Origin of the sequence: Pumilibacter intestinalis, assembly GCF_943193005.1 — a bacterium.
Lineage (GTDB): Bacteria > Bacillota > Clostridia > Christensenellales > Pumilibacteraceae > Pumilibacter > Pumilibacter intestinalis.
Window position 1 is genome coordinate 179,931 of the sequence record NZ_CALPCH010000003.1, and the last position, 19,661, is coordinate 199,591.

Here is a 19,661-nt window from a genome sequence, read left to right on the forward strand (position 1 = left end):
TGATGTTTCTAAAATCTTGCGTATGTATTTTATCATATTCTTTGCGCTTTGTCATGTTTTTAGACCGCTCTTATAATATATAGATATTGCGCCCGTTTCGTGCATACCCCTAATGTGTGATAAACGCAAGCGTTTTTATCACCGATTAGGCATAATATTTGTATGGTGAAGAGCGAATATGAGAGAATTACGTCGAATTTTGCCGAAAGTTTGCAAGAGCTTGCGGCGGATGTAAATATAGGCGAGCTTTCCGCGAGCGTTAATATAAGCGTTCCCGTTATTTACAGGTATTTGCGCCGAGAGTCGGTGCCGTCGCTGTGCAACGCGATTGCCATAGCAACGCATTTCGGTTGCTCGCTGGATTTTCTTTTCGGGCTTACCGATAAAAGGCAGTCGCTCGGTAAAAACGCGCCGCCGTTTTGCGAGGCGTTTCGCGGCATATTGAAGGAGAGGAATTGCACGAGGTATCGCTTGCAAAAAGATACGGCGATACCGAGCCAGAGTATAGACGATTGGTATGCGGGGAAGAGAGTTCCCGCAGTGCCCAACCTAATCAAAATAGCAGAGTATTTGGGTTGCACGCTCGACGAACTGACGGGCAGGGGATAAACCGCGCGGCGGCGTAAAATTTGACAAATGGGCGCGGGGTGTGATAAAATACGAAAAAGGGGTGCGCTATGGCTGAAAGAAATTTCTATTTGCAGATAGACGAGGAGGACGAGCTCGACGATATCGTGCAGGCGCTCGGCGCAAAAGTGCGGCGAAAAATCATGTGCTTGTTGCGGTCGTCTTGCTATTCGGTTGCCGAGCTTGCAAAGCGACTGGATTTGCCCATATCCACGGTGTCGTTTCACTTAAACATATTGCGAAAGGCGGGATTTATAAGCGTTACCACCAAAAAGAACACGCGCGGCAACGCCAAAATAATCGCAAGGCAAATCGACAATTTTTCGTTGAGTTTCAATACCGACAACCAAGGCCATTACAGCCGACAGTTTTCGCAGGAAATTCCGCTCGGCAGTTTCACCGACGCGTGCGTAACCGCGGGTTGCGGCATGGCGAGCGAAAACGGCATAATAGTTGCCGACGATATGCCCGGCGCGTTTTTCAGTCCCGAGCGCAGAGAGGCGCAAATAATATGGTTCAGCAAAGGATACATAGAGTACCGTTTGCCCAACTACATGCTTAAGGATAAAAAGGTAAACGCCGTAGTGCTCAGCATGGAGCTGTGCAGCGAAGCCCCCAACTATCGCAACGATTGGGAAAGCGATATTACGTTTTGGATAAACGGCACGGAGGTGGCAACCTACCTCTCGCCGGGAGATTTCGGCGGCAGGCGCGGGCGGTTAAATCCCGATTGGTGGTCGGACTACTCCACGCAGTTCGGCAACATGAAAACTCTGCGTATAACGCAAGACGGCGTGTTTTTGGACGAAACGCGCACGGATTGGCGCACAATAGACAAACTGAAACTACAGCAGGGCGATTACATAACTTTCCGAATAGGAATAAAGGAGGACGCCAAACATCAGGGCGGACTCAACCTGTTCGGCGAGAAATTCGGAGATTTCTCGCAAGGCTTGCTTTATATGGTGGATTACTGCTGAATATCGGGCGACGTCTTTATATAGGCGTCGCTTTTGATTTCTTCAACTTTCATGTAACTAAAACGGGAATTTATACAAAATTTCCAAAGGGTATTGACAAACAATATCGTATATACTAAAATATAGGTAACTTGTGCGGAAATAGGCACGTGCCTATTTCACTTAATACGCAGTATTAAGTATAAAACTTAGCCAAAACCAAAAAAAAAGAAAATGTTTGCAGGAGGGTAAAGTTATGAGAAAGACGTGGACTGCCGTTATTGCCGTTGCGCTCGCTTTGTGTTTGTTCGGGTGCGGACCGGTGATAAAGCAAGAGGACGACAACGCCGGCGTAAGCGGCGGAAAAACCACGATTGAGTTTTTCGGGTGGGGCGATACCGATGAACTCAACAACTACCAAACGCTCGTAAACAAGTTTATGGACGAAAATCCCGATATAATAGTGTCTTATTCGGGAGAGAGTGCGAAAACCTATATGTATACGCTTAAACAGCGAGCGATGAGTTTGCCCGATATGTTTCTTATGCCCGATTACGACTTTCTCGAGTGGGTTAAAAACGGCAAGCTCAAAGATATCACGAACTACGTTTCGCAAGAGGAATTGAGCAAACTTTGGCCGCAGGCGGTAGACGAATACTATTTCAACCGCAGCAACAAAACGCTCGGCAAAACCGACGGGGCGAAACTGTACGGACTCCCCAAAGATTTGGGACCGTTTACTTTGGTATACAACAAAACGCTTCTCGACCAAATCATAAACGAGAAGGGGTTGAACCAAAGCGAGATATACGCTCTGCTCAGCCCCGAAAAGCCTATGACCTGGCAACAGTTCAAAACTCTGCTTAAAAAGATAGATACCGACCCGAACGACGACTTGTACGGCATTTCGCATTACGAGCTCGAAGCGGCGGTGTACTCCAACAATGCCGATTTCTTCGACGAGGGCGCAAAAAATCAAACCATTACGAGCGATAGATTTGCCGAGGCGGTGCAGTTCATAGCCGACCTCAATCTCGTAGACCATGTAATGCCGTCGGCGGCGAACCAAATTTCCACCAACGGATATCAGAGATTTAAGTCGCAGGGTTGCGTGTTCAGCTTTATGGGACCGTGGGATTGCGCGAATTTCTGGAAAACGGCTAATTTCGAATACGATATTTTGCCCGTTCCGTACAACGGCGAAAATCCCGAGGCGCAGAGCACCGCATGGGTGGGCTCTATGGCGTACTGCATAAAAGACAACTGCGGCAAAGCCAAAACCGAAGCGTGCATGAAACTCATGAACTATCTTTGCTACAACGAGTCGGCTCAGCGCGAATTTTACAAACTCGGTCAGCAAGTTCCCAACATAAAGGAAATGGCGAACAACGAGTACCTCAACGATACGCAGGGTATTTTGGCGAACAAAAATCCCAAATCGCGCTCGGTGTGGCTCGAAACGATAAGCGGCACGAACGACAAAATACACGGCAAAGTGCGCACGCGCTACTACACGCTCAAATCCGACTGGTACACGTTGCTTACCGAGCATTTCACTACCGAAAAAATGTGGGAGGGAAAGGTAACGGCGAAAGCGGCTTGCGCGTCGTTCGCGCCCACTTTCCAAACCGCGCTTAATGAGATGGCGGCGGAGTTGGGGTAATAAAAAATGGAGATACAAAAAACATTGCATAAAAAGAGCAGAATGACGAGAAAGGAAAACTTGATAGCCTTCCTGTTCATTTTGCCGCCGATAGTGGGTTTTTGTATTTTCACTATCGGCGCAATGGCGTTTTCGTTCGTGTACAGCTTTCAGGATTACAACCTTTTCGACGGAACGTCGCAGTGGCTGGGACTTAAAAATTACGTAGACTTGTTCACGCACATTCTTTATTCCAAGAGTTTCTTAAACGCCATAGTAAACACGCTCGTAATGATGCTCAGTATTCCGCTTAGCATGGTTCTCGGGTTGTTCCTCGCGGGACTTCTGCGCATGGGCAACATTAAAGGCTCCAAAGTGTTTCAGGTTTTGTATTATCTGCCCGCGGTGTCGAGCGCGGTTGCTCTCAACATAGTTTGGCGGTATATATTCAACAACGAGTTCGGCATAATCAACTTGGCGCTCGGGGTTAGAATTCCGTGGCTTAGCGACGACGTTCTCATAAAAGTAGCCATAATAATCAAAAATGCGTTAAACGGCATGGGCACGGCTATGATACTCTATCTTGCGGGCATGTTCAACGTGCCGCGCGACTACTACGAGGCGGCGGACCTCGACGGCGCGAGCAAGTTCAAACAGTTTTTCACCATTACGTTGCCGCTCATAACCCCCATGACCTTTTACCTGCTAATCACCGGTCTTATAGGCGGATTTCAGTCTTACGCCGACTCGCAGGTATTCGGCGCGGGAGTACAGGGCTCGCAAACCATAGTTTATTTCATATGGGAGCGCGGCATAGGTCAGAGCCGATACGGACTTGCTTCGGCGGCTTCCATACTGCTTTCGGCGGTTATAATGATTATCACGCTCGTGCAGTTCAAACTTTCGAACAAATGGGTGTATGAGGAGTAGCGCATGGAAAACACGGTTGTAGAAAAAAGCAAGTTTCCGCCGCTCGAAAAGCGGGGCGCATAGCCTTGCGCACTCTCATTTATATAGTGCTCTCGGCGGGCGCGTTCGTAATGGTGTTCACTTATTTGTGGATGCTTCTTACCTCGTTTAAGGACGATTACGAGGCTATAGGCTTAACGCTCAAGCTCTTTCCGTCTAAGTGGATATTCGATAACTACGCAAAGATTTGGACGGTTGTTCCGCTTCTGCGCGGCGTGCTCAACACGCTCATAGTGGAAGTTTCGGTAATAATCGTGGGCACGTTCGTTTCCACTCTGGCGGCTTTCAGCTTTGCAAAACTCAAATTGCCGTTTAAGAACTTTTGGTTGCTGTTTCTCATGAGCGGCATGATGGTTCCTTACGCCGCGCTCATGATGCCGCAGTTCCGCGCGTTTTTCGCGCTCGGCATGTTCGACACGCTGTGGCCGCTCATTCTGCCCGGATTTTTCGGGAACGTGTCCATGCTGTTCTTTTTGGTGCAGTACATGAAGGGCATTTCGAACTCGTTCTTCGAGGCAGCCAAGATAGACGGGGCGGGATACATGCGGCAGTTTATTTCGGTAATGTTGCCCATGGTGAAAACGGCGATTGCCGCGCAGGTAATATTCTGGTTCATAGGAATATGGAACGACTACTTTGCGCCCGCAATCTATCTCAAAAGCTACGAGAACATGACTTTACAGCCCATGATGGCGCGCATAAATTCCGACAACTCGAGCGGAACAAACCTGCCGCTCATTATGGCGGGCGCGGTGCTCTCGAGCATACCCATGCTCACTATTTATATAGCTTGTCAAAAATATTTTATTGAGTCGTTGGCAATATCGGGCGTGAAAGGCTGACCCGATTTGCAAAAAGGAGGAGATGTATGAAAAAGAAAGGAGTATTACTCACGGTTCTGCTCGCGGTTATCGCGCTTATTTCGGTAGCTTGCGGCGTAACGGATAACACGGGCGGCGAACAAAAGCCCAACGGTCCGTTTGATTTCGACGGCAACTACGTTGCGCCCGAACTCACAATAGACGGCAAGGGCGACGACCCGCAGTGGCAGGCGATAACCGAGCCGCTCGCAGTGTACGGGCACAACAACGCGGTGTCGGTAAAGGCGTATCGCGGCGAAAAGGCGATGTTTTTCCTGTTCGACGTTACCGACTCGGTGCTTTTAACCAACGGAAACTCCAACGACGATACCGTTACCGAGGGCGACAGCGTAGAGCTTTATATAGACACGCTCGCCGACGGCGGACTGAGTCCAAAGAGCGACGATTTCCAAATAAACCTCGGCATACACGGCAAAACCCGCATAATGCAGGGCGCGGGCGGACAGTGGGGCGGCTGGAACGGACTTATCGACTACGAGGTTGAGCTCCGCGGCGCACTCAATAACGGCGCACAAACCGACGACGAGGGCTACGGGCTTGAGGTAATGGTTCCGTACGCTCAAATCGGCATAGAGAAAGACGACACCGTGGGCATTGCGTTCGGTCAGGTAGACAAAGTGGGGCTGGGCAATCAGAGCGGCGTAGATTGGGACTGGTACGGCTGGACTTATAACGGCAATTTCATCGAGCCGCAAACCATAGACAACTATGTGCTGTGGGATAAAGACGGCAACCTCGTGAGTCGCGAGGACGTGCAAAAGCCCGACGCCGAAATAGGCGGCACGGTGCTCGACTCGACCACAAGGGAATTTGTGGAGGGCGCGACCGTTACGGTAACGGCGGGCGGCGAGCAAAAGACCCAAACCACCGACGGCAACGGTTTCTTCACCTTCGGCAAGGTGAGCAGTAACGAAACGTATACGGTTACGGTTTCCAAAAACGGATATATATCCAACGAAATCACGTATACGAGAGCGGAACTGCGTGCGGCAAACGGCGGCGTTGTGGTTAAAAACGTGGAACTTACCGCGCTTGCGGACGCCGAACTCACCACCGTGAAAGGAACGGTGAAGAACATTTTGCGCGGCAAAGTGGAAAATGCGAGAGTGCGCATAGACGGCACAGCCGTTTCCGAATTCACCGACGAAAACGGAGAGTTCACTATAGAAAACGTGCCCGTGAGCGATACCGTAACTCTCATTGTTACCAAAGAGGGCTTCGGCGAGAGCAAGACCGAAATTAAGCGCGGTTCGCTTACCGTAAACGGCACGAGCGAACTCGGCGATATAAACATAAACTTGCCGTACGCCGAGTTGGGAACTATAGGCGCGGGCGCTAACTACTTTGCAAACACCTCGATAAGACTTGCCCGCACGCTTGGCGGCATAGAGGTGCAACTCGAGGGCACGCAAACTTTCTCGGGGCATATAGAGGTGTTCGTGGATACTAAGGCGAGCGCAGACCACCGCGACAAAGACTCCACCTGCTGGCGGTTTGATTTGGGAGCGGACGGCAGCCTTGGCGGAGCGCACTACATGGGCGCGTTTAATCACGAGGGCTTGAAATACGTAATTACAAATCGCAGTGAAAAAGGTTACGAAGCAACGCTTTTAATACCTTACGACTATCTCGGCATAAACGCGCTCGAAGTATTCGGCGTAACGGCGGGGCACTGGTCTACCACCGCGAACGGCGGCAGGGGCGATTGGAAAAATCTGCTTTACGACGGCAAGGAAATATTCACCGAAGTGCCCAAAAACTATTTGCGCATAGCGGCGGACAACGCCATATATACGGCTGCGAACAACAACGTATCCGTTGCTCTTTCGGGTAATGTGGGCGTGGGCGGCGTAACGGTAAAGGCGGGCGAAGCAACCGCGGTGAGCGGCGCGGACGGAAGCTGGGAAATAAATTGCGGAGTGGACGCGGCGGCGGAACTTACGGTGCAATACAGCCGCACGGGCTATCTTGCGGCGAGCACCGTCATATCCGCGGGAACTTTCTTCACCGAAAAGCAATGGAGCGAAAACAAGACCCTTGCCGAGCAAAAAGTGCTCGTTTCGGGCAAGGTTACCAACCGCAACGGCGGAGCGCCCGTGGCTAACGCGAAAGTTACGGCAACGGTTACGAAGAGCAACGGCACAACCGAAAACCTTAGCACGACAACCGCTAACGACGGCAGTTATACTATAGAAAACGTAACCACGTTTGCCGACGTTACGTTTACGTTCGAGCTTAGCGGTTACGAAACCGAAACGGTAACGGTTACCGCGGAAACCTTTATGACCTTAACCGACGCGCACACCTTAAACGCTCAAATAACCGCAACCTCGGATATAAAAGAGATGAGCGTGAGCGGCACGGTAAAAGATATTCGCGGCATTGTGGAAGCTCCCGTTGTGAAAGTTGTAGACAACAAAGGCGAACACACTCCCGTAATTACAAACGGCGAATTCCGCTTAACCACGTTGGGCGCGTTTACCGTTACGGTGAGCAAGCAGGGCTATATCACAAAAGAGATATCGGTTACGCTCGACGACTTAACTGGCGAAACCCACTCTCTCGGCGATATATTCTTAGCTCGCGACTACGCCGAACTCGGCGGAACGATATCCGATTTGAAAGGATACGTGACCCGCGACGAAAAGGGCTTTATGTTCAAGTTCGAAACGGAAAGCGAGCTTAAAGGCACGATAGAGTTGTTTGTGGATACCAAAGCGAGCAACGGACGACCCGAGCGCGGACAGAATTCGGTAGAAACCCGCAATAATACGGATTATAGGTTTGATTTGCGGGCAAACGGCACCGTAGGAATTGAAAACTGGGGCGGCGGCACAAACAACACCGTACCCGCCGACGGAAGCATGACTTACAAGGTAACGGGAAAGCAAGGTATATTTACTTTGCCGTATGCGTTCTTGAGCGTGACTCGCAACGAAATCATAGGCATATCGCTCGGCTACATTCCCGAGGGCGGCTCGTGGACGGGTTGGGAGCACGAAACAATGAAAGGCGCGAACGGAACTGCGTTCGTTAAACCCGAAATGACAGCCGACTATTTGCGCATAGGCGTAGACAACGTGCTTTTCGAAAACGGAGTTAACTACGCCGTGGAAGAACTCGACGTTCGCGACTACAAAGTGCAGTTCGGCATGAAAGCGGATATGTTCTACTCCAAAGCGGAACGCGACGAAAACGGCGTAACTTTCTCCTTTGTAACTCTCGGCGATTTCGATAAAGACGGTTCGCAAAAAGAAATGGTATTGCTGTATTTCGATTTTATTACCGATACCGACCACAAAGGTACGGACGGTTGGCCTAACGGTTGCGACTATCTCATCAAAATATTTTCCGACGGCACGGTATACGGTTCGAACGGCGAGGGAAAACCCAAAGGACCCAGTTGGTGGAGCGCGACCGATGCGGACAAAACGGGAGATACTGTTACCATTAACAGGAATAACGGCATTACGCAATTTACGTATTCGCTTACCTACGATAAACTCAAAGTCATGGGGCTGGGCGCGAACGACGAAATATTCGGATTTGTTATGCGCGAGGCTTCGCACAATGCGGAAAACCATAAGTTATATGACCCGTGGTACGATTGCTACTTTGACGGAGCATGCAGAGACGCGGCGTTGAAAAGCGAATTCATCCGCTTGTCTGCCGACGGAAAAATGTATACGGCAAACAACAACAACCCGCCCGCGGCGGCAAACGCGTAATATAGGAGGGAAGAAAATATGAAAGTATTTCGCAAAATAGCGGTGTTCGTGCTTGCGCTCGCAATGTTGTTTTCCATAGCGGCGTGCGACGACTCGAACGGGCAACAGTCGGGAAATAATCAGCAAACCGAAGACGATTACACGGGTTACACCAACCCCAAAGACCTGTTCTCCACCTATGACAACATAGAGTATAACGAGTACCTCATGGGCGAGAAAACAACCATTGAAAACCAGTGGCCGGGCTACGGCATAGGCGACCCGTTCGTTATGCGGTTTAACGGTAAATACTATTTGTACTGCTCGTCGCTCGATTCGGAGATAGGCGTGCGCGGATACGAGTCGGCGGACCTCGTGCAATGGCAACCCCTAACGGGCGAGGGCTTGCGCGACGGCTACGTTTCTTACGACGCGATAACGGCGGCGGCATACGCGCCCGAGGTATACTACTTTAACGGCAAGTTCTATATGTACACCTCGCCCGCGGGGCGCGGTCACTACGTGCTCACCGCGGATAAGCCCGAAGGTCCGTTTGTGAAGGCAACCGATAATTTCGGACTGAGCATAGACGGCTCGGTGCTAATCGACGACGACGAACAAATGTATTTCACCTACGCTTCCGATAACGGCATAATAATGGCTCGCATGAACGATATGCTGTCGGTAAACACCTCAAAGTTGCCCCTGCTCCTCAACACGAGCATAGGCGGCTGGACGGAAGGACCGTATATCTTAAAGCGCGACGGCATTTACTACCTCACGTTTACGGGCAACCACGTTGCGAGCGACGGATACCGCATTGCGTACGCAACGGCTAACACTCTCGAGGGCGGCTACGATTACAACTTTACCCGCGCGGTAAACAATCCGCTTGCGCTCGGCACGGAAACCGAGCTTAAGGGCATAGGTCATTCGTCTACGGTGCTCGGTCCGGATATGGACTCGCACTACCTCGTGTATCACTACCTCAACTCGTCGGGCGGACCTAACCGCAGTTTGGGCATAGACCGCCTTACCTTTAACGGCACTATGATGTCGGTGGGCACAACGCTCGAGGGAAGCGTTAAGCCCACGTTGCCCGAGTTCTACGCGCTCGGCTCGGACGGTGAAAAGTTCGATACGGCGGGCGAATTTATGCTCGGCAAGGAATCGGCGAACGCCGACTTTACGGCGGAATTCAACATAACGGGCAACGCCGAAAACACCTTTGTGTTCGGCTACGCGGACGAAAACAACTACTGCTCCGTTACCGTAAATCTCACCGACAAAACGGTGAAACTCCATAAGACGGAGAGCGGAACGCAGTCCGAAATAGCCGCGGGCGCTTTGGTGAACGATTTCGCGCCGAACGCGTTGCACACCGTGAGAGTATCGGTGCGCGGCGGCAAAGCGGACGTTGTGTTTGACAACATGACCAAAATAGACAACGCCGCACTTAGCGTGCAGGCGGGCAAAATAGGCTACAAGTCGGTCGGCAGTGCGGTTGTGGGATACACCGCATTCAGTAACGTGGCTATGGGCATGAGCGACGAGCGCGAGGCGAAGCAAGCCGCGGCGTTTGTGGGCGCAAGCAATTATCTTACGCAAAACACACACAACGAGGCGTTTAAGCTGGGCGATAACAGCGGCGTGGAAACCATAGAGGACGACGCTCCGTTTACGGGCGTGAAAAAGCTCGTTTTGGGCGAGCGCGGCGACTACGCTTCTTACCTTGTAAAGTTCCCCGAAAAGGGTCGTTACGGCATGGAAATGGTTTATAACGCGGCGGACTGCGGAAAAAAGATAAAGGTGCAAATCGGCAGCGGCGAGGCTAAAGAGCTTGTGCTCCCCGCGCTTACCTCCACCGAAGACACGCCCACCGCGGGCGAATACCTTCGCGCCATGATAGGCTCGTTCGACCGCAACGCCGACTACGGCGTGGTTAAAATCGAGAGCGCTACCGCCGACGAGGTGGGAATTGTGGCGTTCCGCTTTGCCCGCATAAGCGAGGTTTCGCCCGAGTACGAGCAGAGTTTGGCAAACTATGCCGAAAAAGGCGCGGACTACAAAACCATTTGGAAATTAAAAGACGGCGGGCATTACGCCAAGGCGGGCACCCGTCAGCTCGTGTATTTCGGCAACAACACCATTACCGACTTTACTTTGGAGGCGGAAATAAAGCTCGAGGGCGCGTCGGGAACGAGCACGGCGGGCATAGTGTTCCGCGCCGACAACTACGCGGCTTCCACGCACGACAGTTACCGCAGTATACAGGGCTATTACCTTTCTATAAACAACAGCTTGATACGCATGGAAAGACTCAACTACGCCGACGGTTTCAGTCAGATAGCCGTAGCCGAAAGCAATCCGTTTACGGTGAGCGATACCTTCTATAAAATAAAGATAGAGGCGCGGGGCAACAACATAAAAGTTTGGGCGGACGGCGCACTCGTAATGCAGGTTACCGACTCGTGGGCGTTCACTCACGGCAAGATAGGGCTTTACACCAACGGCGCGGCGGCAATCTTCCGCAACTTGAAGATAACGGCGTAATATTCGAATTATGAAAAGACGAGGAATTATCTCTATATTTATGGGACTTATGTTATGTTTGGGCGGCTGTTCGGTCGACGGTTTTACTCGGGGAAAAGAGATAGAATACGCGCCCGAAGAACCCGCACGATACAAAAACGCTATTGAAATCAACGGACAGTGGGGTTCGTCGGCGGCTACGGGCGAGGACGGGCAGTACGGCATAGGCGACCCGTTCGTTATGCGCTACAACGGAAAATACTATTTGTATCCGTCCACCTCCGACCCCTGCGACGGCATAAAAGTTTTCGAGTCGGACGACCTCGTGAACTGGACTTACAAGGGGTTTGCGGTTGCGGAAAGCGAGCCTACCGCGCACGGCGCGTATGCGCCCGAAACGGTGTATTACAACGGTTGGTTTTACATGTGCCAATCGCGGGCGGGACAAGGGCATTACATTTACAGGTCGGATAATCCCGTGAGCGGTTTCACTCTTATAAGCAAGTCGGAAACGGGCGATGAGTCGGATATAAACTACGGCAATCTCGGCATGGGCATAGACGGCTCGTTTCACGTTACCGACGACGGCAAACTTTATCTAATGCACACTTCCGTGCCCGCGGGGCTCAAATACAACGAAATAACCGATACCGCCGATATCCGCCCCGCCACGATAGGGAAAACGCAGGATTTGGAAAACGCCAACCTGCACCACTGGATAGAAGGACCGGGCATATTCCGCAGAGGCGATTACAGCTATTTGACCTACACGGGCAATCACGTAATTTCCAAAGGCTACAGAGTGGCTTATTCGTATGCGCCGAGTTCCGCCGAGCCGTTTGCGTTTATTCAGCCCAAAGACAACGTAACCGTAATAGACACAGCCGACGAGCACTACGGGCTGGGGCACAGCAGTAACGTGATAGGTCCCGATTTGGACTCCGTATACACCGCATACCACAGTTTGGTGGGCAGAGGACCTGCGCGGAGATACAACTTAGACAGGTATCTCATGAGCGGCGGACTGCTTACTGCAAACGGCGTTACGCACAGGGCGGTTGCCGTGCCGTCGCGCCCGCATGCCGAAGCAAGGAGCGGGGCGGAACTTACGCCCGCGGCAAACGGCTTTATGCTCGGCAAAACCGAAGATTACTTTACCGTAGAATACAATTTTACGCCGCGCGAGGGGCAAAAGCTGTATTTCGGCAAAAGCGAGTCGGGCGGCTACTCCGTTCGCCTCACCGCCGACGGAATTGCGCTTTATAACGAAGCGGACGGCAAACCCATTGCGCAAAAGCAACTTAGCTATCCCAAAGACAGGCTAAACACCGTTCGCGTGGAAAACGGCGACGGAACGGGGTACGTGTATCTCAACGGCATGCGGGTTATGGAATACAAAGCCGCGGCAATGAGCGGATACGCGGGCTACGCGCAAAGCGGCGGCGTGGAATACACCGCGTTTTCCAACGACGTTTTCGGCTCGTCCGATTTCGAGGCGTTTAAGAATTTTCCCGCTAAGTTTCCCGCAACGGCTTACTTAAAAGGAGAGAACCGAGGTTTCTCCATACGAAACGCAAAGCGCGTTTCGGGCGGCATTCGCGTGGGCGAAAAGCAGAGCATACGCAAAATCGAGAGCGAAGACGTATTCGCGGTGTGCCTCGGCAAAAACGACTGGGTAAAGTACGGCGTTGACGTGCCGCAAAACGGCACGTATTCCATAGCGGCTCGGGTAAGTACCTCGAGCGGCGGCGCGAAACTCAAAATAAACATAGGAAACTCGGAGCTTGTTTGCACCGTCCCCGCCACCGCAACCGCGGATGGCGAAACCGTGAAAGTGTCGCTCGGCAGAATTGCGCTCGCAGGCGGCTTGCAAGCTATGCGGGTGGAGGCGCTCTCGGGGAGCGCGGAATTCGTTTCGTTCGAAACCTACGAGAACGCGGGCGACAACGCGGCGGTCGATTTTGCGGATTTTACGCTTTTCGGCAACGCGACGGCGGGCGAAACTCTCACCGTAAACGGCGGCACGCCGAGCGGAGTCGCTTTGTGGGGCAACGCGGGCGTATGCGATTTCGAGGCGGAAATCACCTTTAACTGCACCGCCGACGTCAGCTCTGATTTGGGCATAATGCTGAGAGCGGAAGACTACTCGTATTACGCTTCGCAACCCAAGCAGTCGTGGCGGGGCTACTACCTGAAAATCGGCAAGCAGGTGTTGTCGCTCAACAGGTACGACTACGGCGAAACACTGCTTGCGGCTCAAAGGATAGAAAACGGACTTTCGGCGGGAACGCACACGCTTACGGTGCGAGCGCAAAGCAACAATTTCCGCATTTCGTTAGACGGCAAAGAATATATAAAAGTTTCGGACGACTGCGCGTTTATGAGCGGGCAAATCGGCGTATACGCAGGCTCGGGCAAGATGGAAATCGTTCGCTTAAACTATAAATCGATATAAAGGAAGAGAAGTAATTATGAAGCATACAAAGTGTTATATTCCGGAATATCCCCGTCCGCAACTCGTTCGCGCGGATTGGCAAAACCTGAACGGCGAATGGAAATTCGGTTTCGGAGAAAGCGTGAAACAAAGCGACGCGCTTTGCGGCAAACTGCCGCTTAAAATTCGCGTGCCTTTCAGTTACGAAACAAAACTCAGCGGCATTGCCGACCCTGCTCCGCATAACAGCGTGTGGTACTCTCGCACCGTTGCGGGCAAAAAGGGCAAACGCACGCTGTTGCATTTCGAGGGCGCGGATTATCAAACGCGTGTTTACGTAAACGGAGTGTTTGCGGGCGAGCATGAGGGCGCGTACGAACGGTTTTCGTTCGATATTACGGACTATCTCACCGAGGACAAGAACGTGCTTTCGGTTTGCTGTTCGGACTCCAACCATCCGGTGCAGGTGCGCGGCAAACAGCGTTGGAAAAACGAGAATTTCGGGTGCTGGTACGTGCAAACCACGGGCATATACAAAACGGTGTGGCTCGAGTACGTTTCGGATTTGTATCTTACTCACTGCAAAATCACCCCGTCTATAAAAGACAATTCGGTTAAATTCGATTTCGGCGTGTCTATGCCCTCGCCGTCGGCGAGCGTGCGCTTCGATATCTCTTTCGACGGCAAGCACGTGAAATCGGTGTGCGCGAGCGCGGAAGATATCGAAAACAGCGTTAGCGTGCGGTTGGACAGCGCAAATCTCACATATCAGGTGGAGCTGTGGAATACCGACTGCCCCGTGCTTTACGACGCGGATATCACCGTACTGAGCGACGGAAAGGAATGCGACAAAGCGGGCAGTTATTTCGGGCTTAGGGAATTTACGGCAAAAGACGGCAAGTTGCTTTTGAACAACGCGCCTTTTTATTCGCGGCTGCTGCTCGACCAAGGCTACTGGGAGGAGAGCGGAATAACGCCGCCGAGCGAGGACGCGCTCGTAAAAGATATAGAACTGAGCAAAGCCATGGGCTTTAACGGCGTGCGCAAACATCAAAAAGTGGAGGACGAGAGGTTTTTGTACTACGCCGACATCATGGGTTTTGCGGTGTGGTGCGAACTGCCCTCCAACCATTTCGCTTGCGACGGCGCGGCTTGCGATATAACGAAGCAATGGCTTAACATAGTTAGGCAAAACTACAATCACCCTTCCGTCGTAACCTGGGTAATATTCAACGAGAGCTGGGGCGTTCGCAACATTTTGAGCAACGAGTCGCAGCAAAATTTGGCTACGGGCTTGTATTATTTGACTAAGAGCATTGATACAATGCGCCCCGTGGTATCCAACGACGGTTGGATGCACGCCGAGAGCGATATACTCACTCTTCACCACTACGAGCAGAACGGCGAAAAGCTGTATTCCTATTACGACTCCATTGAAAAGCTCGCGGCGGGTTGCCCCGCAAATCCGCAGTTTTTGCCCTTTGCCGACGGCTACGGGTATAAAGGTCAGCCCGTAATATTCAGCGAGTTCGGCGGCACGGCTTACGTGCGCGACGAAGCGAGCGGCTGGGGATACGGTTGCGGCGTAAAATCGGACGAAGAGTTTTTGGAGCGTTTCGGCGGACTCATCTCCGCCATTAAGCGCATGAACATAAGCGGCTACTGCTACACGCAGATTACCGACGTTGAGCAAGAGGTTAACGGTCTACTCAAAGCCGACCGCACGCCCAAAGTTGCAATCGAGGAAATAGCCAAGCGCAACCGCTAAACGGTTTTGCGGCAAAGTTACCCACCCGCCCGCGGACGGCGACGTGGTGATAGAGCAACTCGACGGCGAAAAGCTCATAGGCGTTAACGCATACAGGGACGGAGAACTTTTGTACGAATACGGCGATTACGGCAAGTCGGGCTGCTATCTCGATAAATTCACCGTAAAAGGAGATGATACAAGTTCCGTGGATAAAAACGATTTTGCTTCCATGAAATCGTCGGCTACGGTGTACGCCTCGTACGCCGCTTCGCCCGTTTATTTCTTCCTCGGCTCGTCGGTGACTTACGGTCATGCGAACAACGGCTCGTCGTTCGTGAACGAAATTTCGTCTATGCTTAACGCAACGTGCGTGAAAGAGGCAGTAAGCGGCACTACTCTTGCCGACAACGGCGCGAACTCGTACGTGTCGCGCATGCTTTCGAATTTCGACAAAAACGCAAAGGCGGAAAAGCTGATAGTGCAGTTGTCCACCAACGACGCCACGCAAAACGCCAACCGCGGAACGATATCGAGCAGCATGAACATAGAGGATTTCAATAGGAAAACCACGCTCGGCGCAATAGAATATATCATAGCTTACGCGCGGCAAACCTGGAACTGCGGCGTTACGTTCTACACAAATCCCAAATACGATAACGCGGGCTACGCCTCGCTCGTGACCGACTTGTACGCAATTCGCGAAAAGTGGGGTATAGGCATAGTGGACTTTTACAACTACGTAGATATGGAAGAGCTTCCCGCCCAAACGCTTTCTTCTTTCATGGCGGACGCAATCCACCCCAACGCGCTCGGATACAAGTGGATGGGCGAGGTGTTCGCCGAGTACCTCCGCAAAGATTTTGCGGCAAACCACGCGGGAAAAATAATATAGTATAGAAAACCGATACAGTATATTAAAACAGGGAGATATAAAATGAAAGAAACAATCGGAAAGAAGGCGGCTTTTGCCGCGATTGCCGTACTCATTATGCTTGCGATAATTACGGCGTTTTGCGCGACTGCGGCAACCGCCTCGGCTACGGCGGCGGAGGCTCAAGGCGACTACATAGCCGAAAATTGGGCGGCAATGCCCGCCGACGATTTTAAGAAATGCGACAAGGGCAATACGAGTTCACAGTCGAGAGATTACGTTGCGGGACGCCGCGAAATCCAACTCACGGGCGGCGCGGGACCGGTATCCGAGGAGGGGGGAAGCGCTTATTTGTCAAGCGTATTCTATATAAATCCCGAAATAGACGATTACACGGATTTTACGTTTACGATGACTTTTCGCGCTTCGTACTATTTGAATGTCGACCGGTGGTTCGGCATAATGTACCGCATGCAAAAGGATGAAAACGACCTTCCCGGCGGCTACATTTTCACCAACAGAATGAACGCGAGGTCAGCCTACACGGCGAACGTGGGCAAGGTGATAAGCGGAGTAACGGGCAAAGATAACGGCTTTAATGATACGGAGCACACCACCGCGAAAAACGCATATACCGACGGCAAGTATCACACCGTAACAATCACCATGCAGGGCAACACCGCCAAACATTGGGTAGACGGCAAGTTGATAGGCAAGGCGGTTACAACCGACAAAGACGCCATTGTGGGCGGGCACGACCGCGGCGGATTTGCGATTTTGGTGAGCCAGTGCACAATAAACATAAAGAGCTGTTCCATAAGCCGCACGGTAACCGAGCCTAATGCGCAAACCGAGCCTGCGCCCCTGCCCGAACCGAGCGAATACGCCGTTTCAGATTTTACCGAGGCATGCTCGAACGATTGGATTTTGAATTCGAAGAGCTTAACCGCGGGCAGTTCCAAAAAAGTAAACGCGAGCGGCGAACTCGTTCTTAAAGCCGGCAACGCCGACAACAAACAGTATTACGGCGGATTATTTACGATAAATGCGGGCGCGACTTACGGCGATTTCACCTTTGAAATGGCGTTCAAAGTAACGCCGCGTTCGTGGCTGGACTCAAACCGTTGGTTCGGCGTTGTTTACCGCGCGAACTACAAAAACACCGACGGCACTACTTTGGGTTACACGGCGGCAAGCCACGTAACCGGTTACGTAATGCAGTACCGCGTGAGCGGCAAGAACGCGTACTCGTCTATAAATAACGGAACGGACAAAATACCCAATTTCAAAGACGACGGAGTGATTAACGCGGGCGGCGTGCTTGCGGACGGAAGCGTTGCGCCCGCTCTTACCGACGGCGCGTATCATACCCTTTCCGTAAAAATGACGGGCAATACGGCAAAGCACTATATAGACGGGCATCTTGTGCGCGAGGCTCAAACTTCGCTGAAAGACGGTCACCTCGGCAAGACCTACGACCGCGGCGGATTTGCGCTTATAGTGAACGCCATGGAACTCAATATAAAGAGCGTGAAAATCACGCCCGCGGCAACCGAGGACTCGCCGACCGACAACGAGTTGGTTACGCCGTATCAAAACGAAAACGTAAAGATAGTGAACGCGCCCACGGTGGTGTGCGACGTGACCGACTCCGCCGCGTTGAACTCGTTGAGCGGCGCGGAAAAACCCTCTAACGCGATATTGCACTTAAACGGCGACTGCAACGTGGTTTCCGAGTCCGGCGAGGTGCTCGGCGGTTTCGGCGAAATTTACGCGAGCTTAAATCACGCCGTAATTCCCGTTGCGTTCGTTGCGGATAACGCGGCGGCGGACGCGCTTATAAACTACTTGCAAAACACGCTCGATATACTCGATATGGCGGTAATGAGCGATAACGCCGCGCTCGTAAAGAAAGTGCGCACGGCGTGCCCGCGCGTGCGCGGCATAGTAAGCTACAAAGAGGAAGATTTAGCGGACGGCAACGAAATAGATTTATACGGCGAGATAGTGGCGAACGCCAACGAAAACTACGCGAACGTGGCGGCAATTCCGCAGAGCGTTGCCACTGCGCAAAACGTGCGCTATATTCAAGCCCGTTTCAAAACGGTTTGGGCGTATGCCGACAGCACTTCGCCCGCGGATTTGTATTCGTGCGTAAACGGCGGCGCATACGGAATAATAGCTTCCGATTTCGGCGCGGTATACGATATTTTGGAAACTTATCCGCAAAACAGCCACACGAGAATGCCTTATAACGTGGCGCACAGGGGCGCGTTCGGCGACGCGAACAATCCCGCAATTGCTCCCACCGAAAACTCGATAGGCGCGGCGGAAGCGGCGATTGCCATGGGCGCGTCGCACCTCGAACTCGACGTGCACCTATCCAAAGACGGGCGCATTGTGGTTATGCACGATACCACTATAGACAGAACCACTACGGGCACGGGAAACATAGGCAACATGACTCTTGCCGAAATTCGCAATCACACGCTCAAAGACGGTCAGCAAATACCCGTTTTGGAAGAGGTGTTTGCGGTTTTGGAAGAACACAAAGAGGTTGTGCTCGTTTTGGAGCTTAAAGCGGGCGCAACCATAGTTAAAAAGATAGACGAGCTAATCGGCACGGGCGAGGGGCAATACGACGTTCGCGACCAACTCGTAATAATATCGTTCAACAACAGCGGCGACGATTTGCTTACCGATATAAAAACGCTTATGCCCTCGGTGCCCACCGCGCTACTCACGAGCGGCAACAAGGCGGATACGTTCGTATACGACCTTGCGAGCATGGGGCACTACAATTGCGTGCTCGATATGGGCTACAATAACGACGTGCACCAAGCGAGCTACAACAAAGAGTATCTTACCGACCGCGGAATAACGAGCTGGTACTGGACTTTCAACGACGGATACGCCATAGTGGAACAGGCGGAAATAGAGCACGTGGGCGTTACCAACAATATGGCGAGCGTGTTGCAAACCATGCCTAACTCCGTTGAGGGCATTGCCGAACTTCAAAAAGAAACTTTGAGCGCGGGCGATACGGTATCCGCCTCGGTTAAATACTACGACGGCACGAGCAAGACGGTAAACGCAAAGGTGTTTTATTGCGAAAAAGATGGCAACGGGTGGAAAACGGTAGTATCGTTTACCTTTACCACGCCCAACAACCGCAGTATGACTCTTTTCTCGGAAGCGTTCGTAATAAACGAAACGCCCAAAGACCCCGAGCCTAATCCCGACCCTACGCCTAATCCCGACCCTACGCCTAATCCCGACCCTACGCCTA

At 52.0% G+C, this 19,661-nt stretch carries 11 protein-coding genes; all 11 read left to right on the forward strand.

Annotation, left to right across the window (positions count from 1 at the left end):
* Window positions 1-162 precede the first annotated feature (162 nt).
* The gene (locus NFR55_RS02620; protein ID WP_251545945.1) at window positions 163-609 is read left to right on the forward strand and encodes an XRE family transcriptional regulator; all 447 of its coding nucleotides are present in this window, start codon (window positions 163-165) and stop codon (window positions 607-609) included.
* A 68-nt stretch (window positions 610-677) separates the two neighbouring features.
* Window positions 678-1,607: an ArsR/SmtB family transcription factor gene (locus NFR55_RS02625; RefSeq protein ID WP_251545947.1), complete on the forward strand. Its 930-nt coding sequence runs from the start codon at window positions 678-680 to the stop codon at window positions 1,605-1,607.
* 235 nt (window positions 1,608-1,842) lie between these two features.
* On the forward strand, window positions 1,843-3,249 hold the full coding sequence (locus tag NFR55_RS02630; protein WP_251545949.1) for an ABC transporter substrate-binding protein: 1,407 nt from the start codon (window positions 1,843-1,845) through the stop codon (window positions 3,247-3,249).
* Window positions 3,250-3,291: 42 nt separating this feature from the next.
* On the forward strand, window positions 3,292-4,158 hold the full coding sequence (locus NFR55_RS02635) for a carbohydrate ABC transporter permease (RefSeq protein ID WP_251545950.1): 867 nt from the start codon (window positions 3,292-3,294) through the stop codon (window positions 4,156-4,158).
* 65 nt (window positions 4,159-4,223) lie between these two features.
* A complete protein-coding gene (locus NFR55_RS02640) occupies window positions 4,224-5,039 on the forward strand; it encodes a carbohydrate ABC transporter permease (protein WP_251545951.1) in 816 nt (271 codons plus the stop codon).
* A 26-nt stretch (window positions 5,040-5,065) separates the two neighbouring features.
* Window positions 5,066-8,806 carry a carboxypeptidase regulatory-like domain-containing protein gene (locus NFR55_RS02645; RefSeq protein WP_251545952.1) on the forward strand — a complete coding sequence of 1,247 codons (3,741 nt, stop codon included), beginning with the start codon at window positions 5,066-5,068 and terminating at the stop codon, window positions 8,804-8,806.
* Between the two features lie 18 nt (window positions 8,807-8,824).
* The gene (locus NFR55_RS02650; RefSeq protein WP_251545953.1) at window positions 8,825-11,338 is read left to right on the forward strand and encodes a family 43 glycosylhydrolase; all 2,514 of its coding nucleotides are present in this window, start codon (window positions 8,825-8,827) and stop codon (window positions 11,336-11,338) included.
* 10 nt (window positions 11,339-11,348) lie between these two features.
* A complete protein-coding gene (locus tag NFR55_RS02655) occupies window positions 11,349-13,772 on the forward strand; it encodes a family 43 glycosylhydrolase (protein WP_251545954.1) in 2,424 nt (807 codons plus the stop codon).
* A gap of 16 nt (window positions 13,773-13,788) precedes the next feature.
* Window positions 13,789-15,519 (forward strand): glycoside hydrolase family 2 protein, encoded by a 1,731-nt coding sequence (locus tag NFR55_RS02660; RefSeq protein WP_251545955.1) that lies wholly within the window; start codon window positions 13,789-13,791, stop codon window positions 15,517-15,519.
* A 43-nt stretch (window positions 15,520-15,562) separates the two neighbouring features.
* Complete coding sequence (locus tag NFR55_RS02665; RefSeq protein ID WP_251545957.1) at window positions 15,563-16,393, forward strand: SGNH/GDSL hydrolase family protein; 831 nt, start codon at window positions 15,563-15,565, stop codon at window positions 16,391-16,393.
* Between the two features lie 42 nt (window positions 16,394-16,435).
* Window positions 16,436-19,661: glycerophosphodiester phosphodiesterase family protein (locus NFR55_RS02670; protein WP_251545958.1), on the forward strand; the 3,226-nt coding region annotated here is incomplete at its 3' end.

Coding starts and splice junctions, on each gene's coding strand:
- NFR55_RS02630 (WP_251545949.1), top strand. CDS start 1,843: ATGAGAAAGACGTGGACTGCCGTTATTGCCGTTGCGCTCGCTTTGTGT.
- NFR55_RS02635 (WP_251545950.1), top strand. CDS start 3,292: ATGACGAGAAAGGAAAACTTGATAGCCTTCCTGTTCATTTTGCCGCCG.
- NFR55_RS02625 (WP_251545947.1), top strand. CDS start 678: ATGGCTGAAAGAAATTTCTATTTGCAGATAGACGAGGAGGACGAGCTC.
- NFR55_RS02645 (WP_251545952.1), top strand. CDS start 5,066: ATGAAAAAGAAAGGAGTATTACTCACGGTTCTGCTCGCGGTTATCGCG.
- NFR55_RS02655 (WP_251545954.1), top strand. CDS start 11,349: ATGAAAAGACGAGGAATTATCTCTATATTTATGGGACTTATGTTATGT.
- NFR55_RS02620 (WP_251545945.1), top strand. CDS start 163: ATGGTGAAGAGCGAATATGAGAGAATTACGTCGAATTTTGCCGAAAGT.
- NFR55_RS02650 (WP_251545953.1), top strand. CDS start 8,825: ATGAAAGTATTTCGCAAAATAGCGGTGTTCGTGCTTGCGCTCGCAATG.
- NFR55_RS02660 (WP_251545955.1), top strand. CDS start 13,789: ATGAAGCATACAAAGTGTTATATTCCGGAATATCCCCGTCCGCAACTC.